Origin of the sequence: Nocardia yunnanensis, assembly GCF_003626895.1 — a bacterium.
Classification (GTDB): Bacteria; Actinomycetota; Actinomycetes; order Mycobacteriales; family Mycobacteriaceae; genus Nocardia; species Nocardia yunnanensis.
Map to the genome: position 1 here is coordinate 6781009 of NZ_CP032568.1, position 17510 is coordinate 6798518.

Here is a 17510-nt window from a genome sequence, read left to right on the forward strand (position 1 = left end):
TTTTTCGAACCCTTCTGCTGTCAGCCGCGCACGATCGTGCGTGCGGTGTCGCGCGCCCACGTATCGGCCGCGAGCACCTCGTCCAAGCTACCGGGTTCGCCGCTCCACCGGTCGGCGGACTCCACGACCCGCGTGACGGTTCGCACGATATCCGGGAAACGGATGAGCCCGTCGAGGAATGCCTCCACCGCGATCTCGTTGGCGGCGTTGTAGACCGCGGTCACGCAGCCGCCGGCCTGCCCCGCCCGCCGGGCCAGTTCGACCGCCGGGAAGACGGTGTTGTCGACCGGTTCGAAGGTCCAGGTGGCGGCGGTGGAGAAGTCACAGGCGGCGGCCGCGCCCGGCACCCGGTCCGGCCAGCCCAGGGCGAGCGCGATCGGCAGCTTCATATCGGGCGGACTGGCCTGCGCCAGCGTCGAACCGTCGGTGAAGGTGACCATGGAGTGCACGATGGATTGCGGGTGCACGGTCACGTCGATGTTCTCGTACGGGACGCCGAACAGCAGATGCGTCTCGATCAACTCCAGGCCCTTGTTGACCAGCGACGCGGAGTTGAGCGTGTTCATCGGCCCCATCGACCAGGTCGGATGGGTCTTGGCCTCGGCCGGATTCACCGATTCCAGCATCTCGGTGGTCCAGCCGCGAAACGGCCCGCCCGAGGCGGTGAGCACGAGTTTCGCCACCTCCTGGGCGCGCCCGCCGCGCAGGCACTGCGCCAGCGCCGAATGCTCGGAGTCGACCGGCACGATCTGCCCGGGCTTGGCGGCCCGCGTCACCAGCGAGCCGCCCGCCACCAGAGATTCCTTGTTGGCCAGCGCGAGTCGCCGTCCCGACTCCAGCGTGGCGAGGGTCGGCTCCAGCCCGAGCGACCCGACCAGCGCGTTGAGCACCACATCGGCGTCGGTGCGCCGCACCAGCTCGGTCGCGGCATCCGGACCGGCCAGCGCCACACCGAGTTTCGCCGCCGCCGCCTCGTCGGCGACCGCCACGTTGCGGGTCCCGGTGGCCGCGATCTGCCGCGCCAGCAGTTCCGTATTGCCCCCGCGCGCAGCCAGACCCACCACTTCGAAGCGGTCGGGATTGGCGGCGATCACCTCCAGCGCCTGCGTACCAATCGACCCGGTGCTACCCAGCAGCAGAACTCTCACAACGTCGGACACGCCGCCATTGTCCCTTGCCGCCACCACGAGACACCCCACCGCCCCGCAGCCGTGGGCCACCCCGCCCCACAGTCTCGCGCGCCCTGCTCGATTCGCGAGCTTCTCGGCCCTGCTCGATTCGCGAGCCGCGGGCAGCCTGCTTGGTTCGCGACTGGCGGGCAGCCTGCTTGATTCGCGAGTGGCGGGCAGCCTGCTTGATTCGCGGGTGGCGGGCAGGCTGCTCGATTCGCGAGTGGCGGGCACCCTGCTTGATTCGCGAGTCTCCCGCACCCTGCCTTGTTCGCGAGTCGCGGGCGCTCAGCCTCATTCGCGAGTCGCGGCCACTGCTTCGCTCTCGCCTTCGAGTTGCGGGACACGCCCACCTCCGCCAGGGGCTTTCAGGGGCTTGCCCCTGAGAGTTACGAGAGTTGTCCTCACCCCTGGTCGCTACGACACGGGGTCGTATGTCACGATATTGGCCAGCAATCGATTCGAGCCGTAAAGGAGCCAAAGTGGCCGCCACGGAACTGGAACCCGCGCACCCGAAGGATGTCGTCACCAAGGTCGACACCGCCGAGGTTCCGTCCGCCGCGTGGGGCTGGAGCGGTGAATCGCGCCGGACCGCTCGCGCCGCGGGCTGGGTCGTCGTCGTGATCCTGCTGGCCATGCTGTTCGAGAACCAGCAGGGCAGCTCCTCGGGCACCGGCAATGTCGGTTACATCTTCCTGATCCTCTTCGCGGTGGGTCTCGCGTTCGTCCTGATTCGCGACTCCATCCTGTCGCGCCGCCCGCGCTAGCGCGACCCGCGCACGAATTCGGGCCGGATCGCTTTCGCGATCCGGCCCGATTCCATTGTCCCGCAACACCTTCGGGCATTGCGCGGGACCGCGACCCGGTCCGATCGTGGTGGTCCCGGTCGGTCCCGGCTCAGCGGCTCAGTTGGCGGCGTCCGGCGCGCTCAGGCGGTTGAACAGGCCGATGCCGATGGCGACGGCGGCCACGCCGCCGGTCAGCACCAGACCGGCCGCGGCGCCCAGCGGGATGCCGACGCCGGCACCCATGAGGCAGCCGCCGACCCAGCCGGGCAGCAGCACCGGGGTGCCGAGGACAGCGCCCAGCACGCAGCCGCCGACGCCGCCGATGAGGGTGCCGATCAGGGTGCCCATGCCGGTGGCGATGCCGAACTGCGAGGAGGCGGCGGACCAGGCGGCGTCCTGATCGGCCTGGCTGGCGACATCGTGCAGCACCGGGGCCGGGGTGGCGGCGGCCGGATCCATGTTCGGGGTGAAAGTGGCGGTGTTGCCGTCGATCTGGGCGGCCATGGGGTGGGCCAGTCCGTCCTGCTGGAACGCGAGCGGGAACGCGGTGACCAGCGCGCCGTGGTCGTCGAGCACCTGGAACTGGCCGTCGCGGGTGGCCAGCGAACCGAGGTCGGTCTTCAGCACGACCGACGCGCCCTCGATCTTGGCGTCCCAGTGGATGCCGGGTGCGGCGTCGGCCGCGGGGGCGGGATCGGCGTAGGCGGTGCCGGCGCTGATTCCGAGGGCCGCGATGGCCAGGGCCGACGTGGCGGCGAACTTCTTCAAACGCATTACTTCTCGTCGCTTTCTCGAGCGGGCGCTTCCCTCCAGGGAGCGAGGTCCTCATCGAGCACCCGGTACAAGATAAGCGAGCAAATGTTGCCTTGTTGTTGCCAAACTGTGCCAAAGAAGCGTCTCTGAGTATGTTTTTCGTAAAGACCATGTGCCAGCGTTTCTAGGTTGACGCTCGAAGCAAGTTCTCAGTACACGAAAAAGGCCCGCGCCACCGGCCCTGAGGGGCGATGACGCGGGCCTTCGCGAGCGCCGGGACTACTGCTCGGCGGGATTGTTGATGCGACCAACCTTCCTCCGGGTTGTCCCCAAGAGTGAAGTGGACGCGAATCTCAACGTCCTAGTCAAGTGTCCAGTAAGAATCAGCTGAGAAGTAGCTACAAATGTCCTTCGACAGCAGACATCACTGAGTCATGGGCGTCGTGAGGCAGGCCACCGCACTCGCGCGGTCAGCGCCGGAAGCGGTCCCTGAGCTGCGGATCGTTCTCCCACCACAGACCGGTGGACACCGGCTCCTCGGCCTCGGCGGCGGCGCGAGCGGTGGTGCGCGACACCGGCTTCCGCCGCGCCTGCTCGGCCTCGGCCGCATCGAGTTCGGCGTCCATCTCCTTCGCCTTGCGCTTCTCGTCGGCGGCGAAGCGGCGCATGACCACCAGCGAGTAGACCAGCCCGAGCAGATCGCCGAGCAGCCAGAAGATGCCGGCGCCGATGGTCTGGTCCATGCGCGCGTCCGGACCCCAGTTGCGGCCGAGCGCGGTGTAATAGCCGGTGGCGACCAGCGGGCCGAGCCAGAGCACGATGCCGAGGATGCCGTCGGCCAGGGACTCCGCGATGGTGATGAGCAGCGACAGCCCCTGCGTGAAGCGCTTGGCCACCGGGTCGACCTGCAGCCGCGAATAGAAGTAGAGGAACCCGACCGCCACGATGATGATCCGGGTGACCGCGTCGACTCCCCCGTGCCGCAGCACCGCCTCGTACCACGGCGAGAGGAACAGCGCCCACGGCAGCAGCAGGATCAGCACGGAGGCGGTGGCCGGATGCGTGAACACCCGGGCGACAGCGCCGGAGAGCATGCCGTCCAAGCGTTTCCGGCCCGCCGGTCCCAGCGCCGCGCGCAGCACCGTGAACGGCGTTCCGGCCGCGAGCGCGAACGGCACGAGGTAGAGCAGTATCAGCACCTGCAGCGCCCGCACCCAGAACAGGGTGCCGGAGTACACCCCGATCACGCCGAGTCCCGAGTACAGCCACACGCCCAGCCCGGCGACGGCGAAGCACACCGCCCGCCCCGCCGAGAGTTGTTCGCCGCGTTGGCGTCCCTTGACGAAGCAGGACGCGTACGCGAGCCCCAACAGGACGGTGACCAGCACGGTCGAGGTGTCCCACCGCCACGAGGTCACCACACTGCTCATGTGCAGCGGTGTTTCGATCCCAACCACGGCGTCAAGTATGCGCCTAGCGCGAAACCAGGCGCCGATAGGTCACCTTGTCGAATTCGCGCCCGAATTCGTCCACGGCGACCACGTCCATCTCGCTGGCGAACACGCCCGGCCGCACATCCACGCGAATGAACGAGTAGCGGCTGAATCGAACTCGCGACCAGGGAGCGGACTCCTTGCCTTCCTTGCCGTCGGAGCCCCACAGAGTGCTCTCGGGCACGAAGGTGTCGGGCTTCTCGTTGCCGCGGCCGACAGCACCTCGCTGACATAGCCGTCGGCGGTGCGCCAGCGATAGAAGTGCGGCATCCGCCCGGCCAGCCCGTCGACGGGCGCGTGCACGTAGAACTGCTCAGCGGCGAGCACTCCCCCGTCGGTGCGCGGCAACTGGGTGACCAGGTTGCGGACCTCCGCCTCGAGGCTGCCGCCCAGCGCGGGGGTCGGGCCGTGCTCGAGAAACACCTTGGTGGCGCCCGGGTTTCGCGACAACTGCGCGGAGAAGCGCAACTGGCTCGCGGCGTCGGTGCCGTAGCCGACGCGGCGGCCGCCCACGGTCAGCGGCGCGTCGTCGGCGTAGGCGACCCCGCGTCCGCCGAAGGCCGCGCCGAGCCCGGCCGCCATGGCCGCGGCGGTGCTGCCGCGCAGGAAGTTGCGGCGGCTCACCCGGTGCCGTCGCAGATAGGACCGGTGCCATTCGTATTGCTCGTCCATCGTCATCTGCGCGGCGAGCCGTGGGGGTATGCCCGTGCGGGGCACCGAGCCGGGAGGATTCAGCATCGAGAAAACCTTGTCACCGTGGGTCCGTTTGCGACGTCATCGAAACGCCGGCAGCTTACGGGTTCTCGACATGCCGGTGAACGCGCGGGGATTCACGCACGGCGGTTTGCGTCGCGCCGACAACCGGGGCAGCGGCTCAGTCGGTCTCGCGATGCGCCGCTTCGTACTCCGCCTCGAAGCTCTTCTCGCGGCGGCTCTCCCGCACCTTCCACACGATCAACGCCAGCACCACGATGACCGCGACCCCGATGGCCAGATCGCGTCCGACCGTCTTGGCCACCGCCTCGTAGGACTGCCCGGCCACATAGCCGAGCACCACGAACGTTGTGCCCCAGACGATTCCGCCCGCGGCATTGAACACCAGGAAGCGCCGGTAGGGCATCCGGGAGGTGCCGGCGAGGGCGGGCATCATGGCCCGGAAGAAGGCGGTGAAGCGGCCCAGGAACACCGCCCAGCCGCCGCGGCGGGCCAGATAGTCCTGCGCCTTGTCGAGCCGTCCGCGGTGCCGGTCGAGCAGTTTGACCTGCAGCAGCCGCGGCCCGAGGTGCTTGCCGACCTCGTATCCGACGCTGTCGCCGATGATGGCGGCGGCCACCACCAGCACGATCATCACGCCGAGCACCACATGCCCCTGGCTGGCGGCCACCCCGCCGAGCACCGCGGCCGTCTCGCCGGGCACCACGAAGCCGACGAAGATCGCGTCCTCGACGAACACCAGCAGCGTGACGACGAGATACACCCAGACCGGGGCGATATCCAGGATCCGGTGCAGCAGCGAGTTCATGTCCGCCACGGTACCCAGCGCGGCGGGCTTCAGCGTGCGGGATCGCCCTGCGGTCGCCGCCGCAACAGCGCCCACAGGCCCGCGGCGCAGCCCGCCGCGAGCGCCGCCGCCATCCAGCCGGGCGCGAACGACGCGAAATCGGTGATGCCGCAGGGTCTTCCGGGGTCGCCGAGCAGACAGTGGCCGCGGCGGGTGTAGTCGCGCAGCGCCAGCACCGGCGAGGGCATGTAGATCATGGCGATGCCGAGCACCCGGGTGGAGCCGTAGCGCGGGGTGACCGCGCCGAAACTGTAGCCCGCCAGCAACGCCAGCAGCGCGTGCCCGAGACCGGTGAGCGGCGCGGGATGCCCGGCGGCCACCTCGAGCACCGAGAACGCCGCCAGCCCGAGCAGGCCGACCGCCGCGATCCGCACCGCGGGCCAGCGGGTTCCGGCCAGCAGCCCGGCCGCGACCAGCAGCATGAGCGGCACCACCGACCAGCCCGGTATCCCCGTGGTCAGGACCGCGCTGCCCACCCCGGCCAGGGCCACCGCCAGCAGCACCTGGCTCCCGTCGCGGCCGGGCAGCAGGAACGCGGCGAGCAGGGCGGTGACGACGGTGACCGCGGTGACGATCGCGACGACGCGCACGCTGTCGCCGTGGCGGGCCAGCACGCTCGAGCACAGCAGGCTCACGCCGATCATCAGGGCGCCCGCGATGATCGGCACGATGGGCAGGTCGATCGAATACGGTTCGGCGGCATGGGTGCCCGGTTCGCGCAGGAACCGCCACCCGATCACCAGCAGGGCGAGGGTGATGAGCCACAGCGGCGGCGAGTCGAGGGCGGGCCAGTTCTGCGGGAAATGCTGGTCGATGAGCCGGGATTGGGCGGCCGGCACGAATTCGCCGAGCGCCACCCCGGCGATGGCGCCCAGCAACCACGCCAAAGCCGATGGGGAATAACGGTTTTCGATGCGGGAGCGCGCCAGCACCGCCGCGCCCGAGCCGCCGAAAACCAGGCCGCCGGCGATGGAGTCCAGGAAGTTGAGGGTGGCGAGCGAGGTGCCGAGCACGGCGTGGCGGCCGAGCAGATGGTTCACGAACAGCAGCGCCGCCCCGCCCAGGGCGACCCCCCAGCGCAGGCTCTGCCCGCCCAGCGCGGTGGCGAGCACCGCGGTGACGATCGCGATCAGCGCACCCGCGGCTATCGCCTGCGGCAGGCTGAAGGCCAGCAGGCCCAGTCGCGCGACGCTGCTGCGCGAGGTCCAGGCGAAGTCGATGGGCACCATGAGCGACAGGCCCGCGATGAGTGCCGCCAGGAAGGCGGTGCAGACATCCGCGATCTCCCGGCTCCCCCGGATCGTCATCGAGACCCGAGTGGAAGCGACCCGCAAACCCGCTGATCTGCACCCATTCCGCCAGATTAGCAATCAATCAGCAATCGATCGGGGACGTGGTCCGGCAGCTCGCCTCGGCGTCGAGGGCTGCCATCAGCCCGCGTGGGACGCCCGCGCTGGGCATCGGCGCGTTCGCCGAGAAGACCCTGGTGCAGCGGCTGGCGCGGCCGTGGTGCTCGAGGACGGGCGCGGCACGAGTGTGGCCGCGACAGGGTCGGCCGGTCCACCCGCTCGTGGGCCGTGCGTGATTCGGCGAGGCACGGCCGATTCCCAGTCGGCTCGACGCTGCGCGTGGGTCAGGCCGGGGACGCTGCGCGTGGGTCAGGCCGGGGACGCCGCGCGTGGGTCAGGCCGGGGACGCCGCGCGTGGGTCAGGCCCCGAGACGCTGTGCGCGGGTCAGGCCCGGGGTTGTTCGTGGATCAGTTGCCCGCCGATGACGGTGTGGCTGGGTTCGAGGCCGTGCAGCCGCTCGGCGGGCGCGCCGGCCGGATCGACGTCCCAGAGGGTCAGGTCGGCGAGCCGGCCGGGAGCGAGTATCCCGCGCTCATCGGATTCCCCCAGCAGCGCGACGGCATTCGTGGTGTGCAGGGCGATCGCCTCGGCGGCCGTGATGGCGTGTTCGGGGCCGCGCACCCCGGTCACGGTCTGGCGTGTCACCATGCCCCACACCGACCGCATCGCGCCGTACGCGCCGACCGGGTAGTCGGAGCCGCCGGTCACCAGCGCGCCCTGATCGATCCAGCCGCGCGCGGGGAACAGCCGGTCCACCCGTTCGGGACCCCAGTAGGTGTCCTGAATGCGCGCGACATCGTGCTGCAACGGCTGCTGGATGGTGACCGGGATGCCCAGCGCGACCGCGCGGGCGCGCAGTCGCGCGTCGGCCAGGCCGCCGTGCTCCATGACCAGCCATCCGGCGGGCAGCGCCGGATGTCGTTGCCGCAGTTCGGCATACACGTCGAGCAGTCTCTCCACGGCGCGGTCGCCGTAGGCATGGGTGCCGATGCGCCAGCCGCGCCGCAGCACCCGATCCATGGCGGTCACCAGCAGCTCCGGATCCCAGGTGAGGTAGCCGTGGAAATCGTGGTCGCAGGCGTAGGGTTCCCGGGTGGCGCCCGCTTCGATGCCACCGTCCAGACCGAACTTGACGCCCCAGACGCGCAGCCACGGCCCGGGCAGATACCGCCATGGTTCCAGCTGGTCGAGCAGCTCGTCGACGGCCTCGACGGTGGTCAAGCCCAAGGCGGAGGCCATGACTCGCACCCGGACCCGCAGTGCGCCCGCGTCGAGCGCGGCCGCCAGCACCGGCAGCTCGGTCACCGGCACCATGGCGTCTCGCACCGCGCCGATGCCCTTGGCCGCGTAATCCTGTGTCGCGGTGCGGAATCCGTCGATCCGCTGCGCCGCGGTGGCCTGCGGCAGCAGCCGCGTCACCAGCGGTATCGCATTGTCCTGCAACCAGCCGTCGAGCGTGCCGTCCGCGGCGCGGCCGAGATGACCGCCCGCCGGGTCCGGCGTCTCGGCGCCGATTCCGGCCATCGTGAGTGCGGCACTGTTGACCACGATATTGTGGCCGCCCCGCATGAGCAGGACCGGATGTGCGTCGGTGGCCGAATCCAGTTCGCGCGCGGTGGGAAACCGCCGCTCGGCCAGATTGATCTCCTGCCAGTTGGCGGTGGTGCGAATCCACTGCCCCGGCGGAGTCCGTTGCGCGCGTTCACGAATCAGCGCCAACATGTCCGGAATGTCGCGCGCGAGATGCACCGGCACGTCGTGGGCGCTGTTGGCCGCGATCATGAGGTGGGTGTGGGTGTCGTCGAAGCTGGGCAGCACGGTGGCGCCGGGCCGGTCGATGACGACCGTGTCCGCGCCCGCCCAGCCATCGAGCCCACGCGGGTCCGCGGACAAGGCCACGATGCGGTCCCCGCGCACCGCCAGCGCCCGCTGCGGGTCCTGCCCCGGTACCAGCGTGTGAATGGCCGCCGCGCGAATCAGCAGATCCGCTCGCCCGTCCGACATGCGATCACTCCTCACCGAATTGGTTACCAAACCTAACCATGACGGGTTATTCGGTCGTGCGCTCTATGGGAAAGAGGATGGGGCTCAAGAGGTATTGGTCGCGGCCCGGTTCGGGTTGCTGGGCCAGGCGTGGGGTGATGACCGCACGCAGTTCGCCGATCAGCTGTTCGAGTTCGGGGCGGCTCAACCACAGGGCGTGTTGGCGGAAGCCGACGAGATCCGCTGCGGGATCGGCGTTCTCGCCGGCGAGGTAGGCGTCGAACTCCGCGGCCAGGACGGCCATGGCCAGGGCGAAGACCGAGCGATAACCGTCCGCGGGCAGGGCCGCGGCCGCGTCGGCGGGGATGGCGGCCCGGTCCTGGCGCAGCCGGTACCGGCGCTCCACCGCGCCGCGCACCCGCCGCTCCTCGGCCACCTCGAGAATGCCCGCGGCGGTGAGGGCGTCGACATGCCGGTACACCGTCGCCTTCGAGGTGTCGGGGAGGCGGGCGCAGAGTTCACCGGTGGTCAGGGTGCGGTCGCCGCGCAGCGCGTGCACGATACGCAGCCGCGCCGGATGCGCGAGCAGCTCGAAAGTTTCCACTACCCAACCTTCGCACAGGCTGCTACCTTTCTCAATCATAAGAATGATTGCACTGATTGAGAAAGGTGTGGCGGCATGACCGTTGACATCGATTCCGCGTCCGCCGCCGTCACGGCGGCGGAACTGCTGCGCGACGAACGCTTCGAGGAATTGGCGGCCCGGTTCGCGCCCCGCATGGCGGCGGTCGTCTCGGCCGATACCGTGCGCGCCGGATGGACCGGGGAGATCGCCCGGCTGGGTGCGGTGCGCACCCTCGGCGCGCCGGTCCTCGAGCCCGCGAGCGACGGCTTGGTCAAGGCACGGATTCCCGTCACGTGCGAGCGCGGCGGGCTCACCGTGCACCTGGCGGTGGACGCGCGGGGTGAGCTGCACGGATTGCGCCTGGCGCCGCCCGCCGAATCCGGTTGGACGCCACCGGATTACGCGCATCCGCGTGCGTTCACCGAACACGAGGTCACGCTCGGCGAGGGTGACACGGCGGTGGCGGGCACCATGACCCTGCCCAGGGGCCGTGGACCCCACCCGGCCGTCGTCCTCGTCGCGTCCGGCCCGGCCGACCGCGACCTCACCACCGGGCCGAACAAGCCGTTCAAGGATCTCGCCTGGGGACTGGCCACCCGCGGGGTGGCGGTGCTGCGCTACGACAAACTCACCTACGCGCACAGCGAATTCGAGAGCACGCCCGGTTTCACCCTGGTGCAGGAGTACCTGCCGCACGCGCTGGCGGCGGTCGAGATTTTGCGGCGGCAATCGGGCGTCGATGCCGACCGGGTGTACGTCGTCGGCCACAGCGGCGGCGGTAAGGCGGCCCCGCGCATCGCCGCCGCGGATCCGTCGATCGCGGGGGTGGGCATCCTGGCCGGGGACACCGTCCCGCTGCCCCGCTCGGTGCTGCGCGCCCTCGCGCATCTCACGGCGGTCCAGCCGGACGAGGACCTGACCGAGGCGCTGGCGGCCACGCGCCGCCAGGTCGCGAACACCGAAAGTCCCACGCTGTCACCGCAATCCCCCACCGCGGGCCTGTTGTTCGACTGGCCCGCCTCCTATTGGCTGGACCTGCGCGACTACGACCAGGTGGCGACCGCGGCCGACTTGGGCAGGCCGATCCTGATCGTGCAGGGCGGCCGCGACTACCAGGTCACCGCCGCGGAGGATCTGCCGCGCTGGGAAGCCGGACTCGCCGGCACGCCCGAGGTCACCGTCCGCGTCCACCCCGCGCTCGATCACATGCTGTTCGCCGGCGCCGGACCCTCCACTCCCGCACAGTATTTCCGGCCGCAGCACGTCGATTCGAGCGTGCTCACCGATATCGCCGACTGGCTGGCCGCCCCGCCGCCGCGCGCGACGCTCCGGGATCGGCTGGCGGATCGCTGGTACCGCTTGCGCGGCAGCGGTTCACGCGACAGCATCAGCGGGTGAAACCAGGACATGTGGCGGTGCTGTCGGCGGCCGCGGCGGCCACGCTGACGCTCTCGTGCGGGCTCGCCGCCGCCGAACCGCAGCCCGCCCTCACCCGCAACGCGGCCATCGCGCGCGCCTACATCGACGCGCTGGTCTCCCACGACGCCTCGGCGGTCCCGTTCGCGCCGGACGCGACCCGGGTCGAGGCAGGGATCCAAACCGGTTATTCCGGACCGCAACTCAGCAACGATCTCGAGCACGGGGTGCAGTACTCGGTGATTCAGCGGGTGCACGATCTGCACCTGTCCGAGGATGGTGAGGTGGTGTCCACCCGCTACCTGCTGGACTCCGGGGTCGGCGGCGTGCGCCTGGTGACCGTCGACATCACCGAGACCTTCGTCATCCGTGACGGTCTCATCCGGTCGATCGTGGCCACGATCGTCCCGGTGGGCTAACGCGCCCGCAGCGGGTTGCGCAGCACCAGCAGCGGACGCCCCGTCGCCACCACCCAGTGTTCGAAACCGTTGAGCCCGGCCAGGATCGCCGTCACCAGGGCCAGCGTCGCGAGCTGCGGCAGCAGTGGCGCGACGGCGGTGAGGGCGGCCAGCAGCAGCGCCGTGAGCAGCCGGCCCAGCGTCGCCGCGCCGAACATGCGCCAACGGGTGAACAGGAACGCCGTCACGTACAGGGTCGCGCCCAGTGGCAGCAGGTAGCCGGTCATGCCGTGCGGTGCGGCGGTGGGATGCTCGACCATGGTGCGCGCGCCCACCGCCACCAGCACCAGCCCGACGACCAGCAGCATGTGCCCGTAGCTGAGCACATCGCGCACCACGTTGCCGCGAATCTGGTTGGTGCGCAAGGAATGTTCCACCGCCGAGAACCCGTAGGCGAAGTACAGCCACCACAGGCCGCAGCCGAGCAGGAAGATCAGCCCGACCGCGCACCAGGCAGCCACGCCCAGTTGTGCCTCGGCGGCCTGGGTGCCCACCGAGGCCAGCGTCTCGCCGAGGGCGATGATGACGAAGGTGGCGAAGCGTTCGGGCAGATGCGTCGCCCCGAACTGGACCGTGCGCAGGCGTCGGGCCAGCAGCACCGGCCCGGCGAAGGCCAGCAGCACCGCGATCACCCACAGCCCGTTGCGGATCGCGCCCTCGGGCGCCAGCGCGGCCAGCACCAGCAGGACCGCCGCGACCACGGTGACGGTGAACGGATTGACCCAGCTGCCGAACGCGCCGCCCTGCGCGAAGACCCGCTTGCGCTGCATCTCCGCCCACAGCAGCAGCCGCAGCACCAGTTGCGCCGCCGCCAGGATCAGCGGCTGGGTGTGCCCGGTGAAGGCGTGCGGCGCGGTGATGGCGAACACGAACATGCACAGCCCGCACGCGAACAGGAACAGCCGCTGCCCATTCGAGTCCTCGACCCCGTGCACGGCGAGCGTGGTGCCGACCCACGACCACCACATGATGCCCAGCAGCAGCACCGTCTGCCCGACCGCGCCCCAACTCTGTCCCGCGAAGGCGACGTGCGCGGCCTGTGTCACGGCGAACACCAGCACCAGGTCGAAGAACAATTCCGCCCAGCTGGCCTTCTCGTGCGCCTCGTGTTGCGGTTGCGTCACCGTGATCCCTGCCTAGCTCCGTGTCCAGCGCGTTCACTCTAGCCGCGGGCGCGGGCCGCGAAACTCCTGCGGACGGCGAAATCCCGCTGGTGGCGCGGGTCGAACGGCACAATGTCGGCCATGCGGACATGTGCCCGTTTGTTGCGCGCCGTCGTCACCGCGGCGCTGGTCGTGGCGGTCGGTCAGATCGCCACCGTCGAGCAGGTCGCCTCGGCGGCGCCGATCGCGGCGCGCACCCCATCGTTCCAGTCGCCCCGCACCCAATTGCCGTGGACGACCGCCGAACCCGAGGGCGTGCGGGCGCCGGGCGCCGCGCTGGCGGACGGCATCACCGGCACGGTGCTGTGGTCGCGGGAGCTGAACACGCCGGTCCCGATCGCCAGTATCGCGAAGGTGATGACGGCGCTGGTCGCCATCGGCGCGGGCGATCTGGAGCGGCCGATCACGGTGCCGCCGGAGAGCATCGCCTACTGCGTCCGCAACGACGGCAGCAGCGCGGGGCTGGCGGCCGGCGAGGTGCTGACCACCCATCAGCTGCTGTACGCGATGATGCTGCCGTCGGGCTGCGATGCCGCGTACACGCTGGCCGAGGCGTACGGTCCGGGCCAGGACGGCTTCATCGCCAAGATGAACGACACCGCGCGCCTGTTCGGTTTGGGCGCAACGCAATTCGCCGATCCCAGCGGGCTGCCGATCCCGGCCGACGACTCCACCTATTCCACGCCGGCCGATCTGATCGCGCTCGCGGTGCGCGCGATGAGCCTGCCGGTCTTCCGCGAGGTCGCCGGGGCGGCCACCTATCATTTGCCCGCCGGCCCGGCCAATCGCGAACACCAGTGGCGCACCACCAATCAGCTGCTGCGCGAATATCCGGGCACCATCGGCATCAAGACCGGTTCCACCGACGCCGCCGGCGCCTGCCTGCTGTTCGAATCCGTGCGCGCCGGCATCCCGTTGATCGGGGTGGTGCTGCACAGTTCTCCCGGCAACGGCGCACTGGCCAAGGACGATGCCGTGCGCATGCTGGACTGGGCCTACGACCCCATCGTCAGCCGGCTGCCGATCGGCTGACGCTCAGATCGTCTGTGCCGCATGGGCGTCGACGAGGGCACGCAGGAAGGCTTCGGGCACCTCGGGCCAGTCCGGCTGCCAGCGCCCGGCGAGCTGGTCGGCGTGCAGGGCGGCGAGGGTGGCCACCACATGCGGGCCGCCGTCGAGCAGGTAGCGGACCGAGCCGTGTTCGGCGCACTGGGCGGTGACGGTGGCCAGCAGGGCTTTGGCGTCGTCGACCCGGCCGCAGGCGGCCAGGCAGGCGACCAGCATGCGGCGGGCCTTGAGCAGTTCCCGTGGGCGGTGGACGGTTTCGAGGCGATCGACCCACTCCTGCGCCCAGGTGCGGGCGAGTTCCAGTCCGGCGGGCGTGGATTCGGCCAGCAGCAGGCGGATGGCGGTGAATTCCTCGTAGAGGACCGTGAATTCGTCGATGGCGTCGGTGGGTGTGCGGCGGTGGCGGTGGTCGACGGGCGGCAGCGGTCCGAACTCGGGATGCGGCGGCAGGCCCAGGCGCAGCCGCTCGTTCTCCACTTCGGCGCGCAGCCGCGGCAGCGCCATCGAGACCGCCACGCGCGCACCCTCGTTGAGGCGGCGGACCGCGGCGGCCCGATCCCCGCGCAGCGCCTTCACCCGCGCGCCCACCACGTAGCGGGCGAGTTTGAAATCGACGACCCCGGCGTCGGGGCCCAGCTTGTAGCCCTCGTCGAGCAGCCGTTCGGCCTCGGCGACCTCGTCGCGTTCGTAGAGCAGTTCGCCCAGCAGCGAGCCGGCCAGCCGCGCGCCGTAGGAGTGGCTGCCGCCGGACTGTTTCGCGATCTCGAGGGCGGCGCGGAAGTACTGCTCCGCGCGGGGGATGTCGAGTTGCAGGCTGGCGGCCAGGCCGAGAAAGCACAGGCCGTGAATATTGTTGTAGACGCCCTTGTTTCGTCGCATGTAGGGCGCCGACCACTCCTGGATGCGCACGGCTTCGTCGAAGTCGCAACGATATCCGGCGGCCAGGCTGGCCACGTTCGCGCCGATGGCCACCACGTACGGCGACAGTTCGTCGGCCAGCGCGAAACACGGTGCCAGCCAATCCTCCACGCCGGTCAGCACATCGGCGCGCACCGTCACCACGGCGTGCACCACGCCCGCCTCGGCCCGCAATCGCTCTCGCAGCCGCGGTTCGGTGTCCGCGAGGGTGGTCTCGGCCAGGCGCAGGGCGCGTTCGGCGGGTCCGGCCCGGTGCAGCAGGATATTGGCCCAGGCCAGGTCCAGTTGCAGCCGCGGATGGGTGTCGATCACCGCGGGCGGCAGCTTGTTGACCAGGCCGATGAGGCTGGCCATCTGGCCGTGCTCGAGCAGCGACATGCCGTCGCGCTCCACGATGTCCACGGCCCGCTGCTCGTCGCCGGCGAGCAGGGCGTGGTCGACGGCCTCGCTCACGTGCCGGTGCTCGGCGAACCATTCGGCGGCGGCGCGGTGCAGGGCGTCGATGCGTTCGGGCGGGCCGTGTTCGAGGCGCTGGCGCAGGAAATCCTGGAACAACTGGTGATAGTGGAACCAGTCGCCGCCGTCGACGCGGCGCAGGAACAGGTCCTGCTGTTCGATGTGTTCCAGCAGCGCCTGCCCGTCGGGGACGCCGGTGAGCGCGGCGGCCAGCTCGCCGCAGGTGCGTTCGGTGATCGAGGTGGCCACCAAGAAGTCGAGCACCCCGGGTTCGAGGGCCTCGAGGACGTTCTCGGCGAGGAATTCGCCGATGGCGTGGTGGCGGCCGGTGAGCTGGCCGATCAGCCGGCTCGGATCGTCGCTGCCGCGCAGGGACAGCGACGCCAGCTGCAGCGCGGCCGCCCAGCCGCCGGTGGATTCGGTGAGGTCCGCCACGTCGCCGCGGTCGAGGTCCAGACCGTCCCGTTCGACCAGCAGGATGTAGGCTTCCTCGGGCGTGAAACGCAGTGCGGCGGTGTCGATTTCGACGAGGTCGCCGCGGGCGCGCATGGAGCTCATGGGCAGGCCGGTCTGGCGGCGGCTGGTGACCAGGATGCGCAGCGCCGGACTGCAGCTCTCGATCAGGTAGCGCAGCGCGGCCTGGGTGTCGGTGGCGGTGACGCGGTGCCAGTCGTCGATCACGACGGTCAATTGCTCACCGCGCCGGTCGATGTCGTTTATCAGCGAGGTGAGCACGAACCGGCCCGCCTCGTCGCCGTGTTCCTCGAGCAGGTCGCCGAGTTCGCGGGCCAGGGCGGGCCGGGCGGCGCGCACGGCCTCGATCAGGTGCGAGAGGAACCAGACCACGGTGTCGTCGTCGCTGTCGACGGTCAGCCAGGCCACCGAGCCGCCGGCCGCGGCGACCGCGGCACACCATTGCGCGGCCAGGGTGGTCTTGCCGAATCCGGCGGGGCCGTGCACGACCGCGAGCCGATGGTCGTCGGCCGACCGCAGCGTGTCCAGCAGGCGCGGGCGTTCCACCAGGGCGCGGGTCAGGGTGGGCGGACGCAGTCTGGTCGCGGGCACCGGCGGAGTCGCGGGGGTGCGGCCACGGCGGCCCGAGGACGGGGTGCGGCCGGTCGGGGTGAGGCCGGAGCGGCCGGTGAGCCGTCGCGCCCCGGTCGGCGGGCCGTCGGCGCCGAGCGCCTCGGCGGGCAGCGGGATCGCCATCTCGTCCGGCGGCAGTCCTTGGCGCTCTTGGATTTCCCGCAGCGCCGTGCCGAACTCGGCCGCCGATTTCGGGCGCAGTCCGCGCTCGCGGGCCATGGCGGCCTCGATCACCGCGGTCAGGTCCGGCGGCAGTCCCGCGTCGGCGATATCGGGCATGGGCTGCTTGGTGATCCGCACGAATTGTGCGACCAGTTGTTCGCCGCTGCGGCGTTCGAACACCGCGTGCCCGGTGCCGGCGCAGAACAGGGTGGCGGCCAGGCCGTAGACGTCGGCGGTCGCGTCCGGGGCCTGCCCCTGCAGGACCTCGGGTGCGGTGTAGGCGGGCGAACCGACGACGGTGCCCGCCGCGGTCTCGAAACCGCCTGTGACACGGGCGATTCCGAAATCGGCGAGCTGTGGTTCCCCGTATTCGGTGAGCAGGATGTTGCCCGGTTTTACATCACGGTGCAGCAGGCCCCGCCGATGCGCCGTCTCCAGCGCACCGGCCAGTTTCACCCCGTAGTGCAGCAGCTGCGGCCACTCCAGCGGTCCGTGCCGTTGAATCCGCGCATCGAGGGAACCCTGCGAGTGGTAGGGCATCACGATGAACGGCCGCCCGGTATCGGTCGACCCGGCCTCGTACACCGTCACGATATTGGGGTGCCCGCACAGTTTGCCCATGGCCAGCTGCTCGCGCACGAACCGCTCCAGCGCCTCCGACTCCAGATCGGCCGTCAGCACCTTGATCGCCACCGTCCGGTCCAGCGCCTCCTGAAAACACCGATACACCACCCCGAACCCGCCCCGCCCGATCTCCACGGCCGCCCCGAACCCGGCCGCCGCGAGCTCCGCCGCGAACCCGGAGGTCATATCGCGGCGCGTAGAAAACGGATCGACATGCCCCACAACGACCCCGATACGACAACGAGCCTTCCACCCCGAGCATAAGCCGATCACCGCGTCCGCGCGCGGAGTCCGGCACGGTCATCGCGCGGTTCACGACACGGGTGCGGTTCGCGCCCGCGTTTCGAACCGAAATCGAGTGTGTCGCGAATTACCACGGCGAGCACCCACCGCCATTCTGTAATCCACGTCTCCGAATTCGGCCGCCACTCGTACGA

At 70.4% G+C, this 17510-nt stretch carries 13 protein-coding genes and 1 pseudogene; 4 read left to right on the plus strand and 10 right to left on the minus strand.

The annotated features are described in order from the left end of the window. Positions 1–20: 20 nt before the first annotated feature. Complete coding sequence (gene dxr, locus D7D52_RS31700; protein ID WP_120742273.1) at positions 21–1160, minus strand: 1-deoxy-D-xylulose-5-phosphate reductoisomerase; 1140 nt, start codon at positions 1158–1160, stop codon at positions 21–23. Positions 1161–1651: 491 nt separating this feature from the next. Here dxr and D7D52_RS31705 point away from each other — a divergent pair, with 491 nt between their 5' ends. Further along, on the plus strand, positions 1652–1936 hold the full coding sequence (locus D7D52_RS31705) for a DUF2631 domain-containing protein (protein ID WP_246023448.1): 285 nt from the start codon (positions 1652–1654) through the stop codon (positions 1934–1936). 138 nt (positions 1937–2074) lie between these two features. On the opposite strand, the gene D7D52_RS31710 is transcribed toward D7D52_RS31705, so the two are convergent. The 7 genes and pseudogenes from D7D52_RS31710 to D7D52_RS31745 form a co-directional block, all read right to left on the minus strand. Next, positions 2075–2731 carry a DUF8020 domain-containing protein gene (locus tag D7D52_RS31710; protein ID WP_120742277.1) on the minus strand — a complete coding sequence of 219 codons (657 nt, stop codon included), beginning with the start codon at positions 2729–2731 and terminating at the stop codon, positions 2075–2077. Between the two features lie 449 nt (positions 2732–3180). Further along, entirely contained in the window at positions 3181–4140 is a 960-nt protein-coding gene (locus D7D52_RS31715) for a cytochrome c oxidase assembly protein (protein WP_120742279.1), read from the minus strand. 270 nt (positions 4141–4410) lie between these two features. After that, positions 4411–4941: pseudogene (locus tag D7D52_RS31720) on the minus strand (twin-arginine translocation signal domain-containing protein); the annotation flags it as partial. 136 nt (positions 4942–5077) lie between these two features. Continuing rightward, a complete protein-coding gene (locus D7D52_RS31725; RefSeq protein ID WP_120744623.1) occupies positions 5078–5725 on the minus strand; it encodes a DedA family protein in 648 nt (215 codons plus the stop codon). Between the two features lie 29 nt (positions 5726–5754). Further along, entirely contained in the window at positions 5755–7071 is a 1317-nt protein-coding gene (locus D7D52_RS31730; RefSeq protein WP_120742281.1) for a hypothetical protein, read from the minus strand. Positions 7072–7498: 427 nt separating this feature from the next. Further along, entirely contained in the window at positions 7499–9118 is a 1620-nt protein-coding gene (locus D7D52_RS31740) for an amidohydrolase (RefSeq protein ID WP_120742285.1), read from the minus strand. A gap of 46 nt (positions 9119–9164) precedes the next feature. Beyond that, complete coding sequence (locus D7D52_RS31745; RefSeq protein WP_120742287.1) at positions 9165–9701, minus strand: helix-turn-helix domain-containing protein; 537 nt, start codon at positions 9699–9701, stop codon at positions 9165–9167. Positions 9702–9776: 75 nt separating this feature from the next. Between D7D52_RS31745 and D7D52_RS31750 the strand changes: the two genes are divergently transcribed. Continuing rightward, a complete protein-coding gene (locus tag D7D52_RS31750) occupies positions 9777–11120 on the plus strand; it encodes an alpha/beta hydrolase (RefSeq protein WP_222932711.1) in 1344 nt (447 codons plus the stop codon). Beyond that, the gene (locus D7D52_RS31755) at positions 11117–11557 is read left to right on the plus strand and encodes a DUF8021 domain-containing protein (RefSeq protein WP_120742289.1); all 441 of its coding nucleotides are present in this window, start codon (positions 11117–11119) and stop codon (positions 11555–11557) included. The genes D7D52_RS31750 and D7D52_RS31755 overlap by 4 nt, the downstream gene beginning before the upstream one ends. On the opposite strand, the gene D7D52_RS31760 is transcribed toward D7D52_RS31755, so the two are convergent. Further along, positions 11554–12720, minus strand: coding sequence for a low temperature requirement protein A (locus D7D52_RS31760; protein ID WP_162958677.1), 1167 nt, complete (start codon positions 12718–12720; stop codon positions 11554–11556). The genes D7D52_RS31755 and D7D52_RS31760 overlap by 4 nt on opposite strands. A gap of 120 nt (positions 12721–12840) precedes the next feature. On the opposite strand from D7D52_RS31760, the gene D7D52_RS31765 reads away from it, so the two are divergent. Then, positions 12841–13791, plus strand: a complete 951-nt coding sequence (locus D7D52_RS31765) for a D-alanyl-D-alanine carboxypeptidase family protein (RefSeq protein WP_120744624.1) — start codon at positions 12841–12843, stop codon at positions 13789–13791. 3 nt (positions 13792–13794) lie between these two features. Here the strand turns inward: D7D52_RS31765 and D7D52_RS31770 are convergent, their stop codons facing one another. Then, entirely contained in the window at positions 13795–17259 is a 3465-nt protein-coding gene (locus D7D52_RS31770) for a protein kinase domain-containing protein (RefSeq protein WP_425464586.1), read from the minus strand. Positions 17260–17510: the final 251 nt, after the last annotated feature.

Bases quoted from the DNA above. Each gene is read 5' to 3' on its own strand.
- D7D52_RS31715 (WP_120742279.1), bottom strand. From the start codon at position 4,140: ATGAGCAGTGTGGTGACCTCGTGGCGGTGGGACACCTCGACCGTGCTG.
- D7D52_RS31730 (WP_120742281.1), bottom strand. From the start codon at position 7,071: ATGACGATCCGGGGGAGCCGGGAGATCGCGGATGTCTGCACCGCCTTC.
- D7D52_RS31770 (WP_425464586.1), bottom strand. From the start codon at position 17,259: ATGACCTCCGGGTTCGCGGCGGAGCTCGCGGCGGCCGGGTTCGGGGCG.
- D7D52_RS31765 (WP_120744624.1), top strand. From the start codon at position 12,841: ATGCGGACATGTGCCCGTTTGTTGCGCGCCGTCGTCACCGCGGCGCTG.
- D7D52_RS31725 (WP_120744623.1), bottom strand. From the start codon at position 5,725: ATGAACTCGCTGCTGCACCGGATCCTGGATATCGCCCCGGTCTGGGTG.
- D7D52_RS31710 (WP_120742277.1), bottom strand. From the start codon at position 2,731: ATGCGTTTGAAGAAGTTCGCCGCCACGTCGGCCCTGGCCATCGCGGCC.
- D7D52_RS31750 (WP_222932711.1), top strand. From the start codon at position 9,777: ATGACCGTTGACATCGATTCCGCGTCCGCCGCCGTCACGGCGGCGGAA.
- D7D52_RS31740 (WP_120742285.1), bottom strand. From the start codon at position 9,118: ATGTCGGACGGGCGAGCGGATCTGCTGATTCGCGCGGCGGCCATTCAC.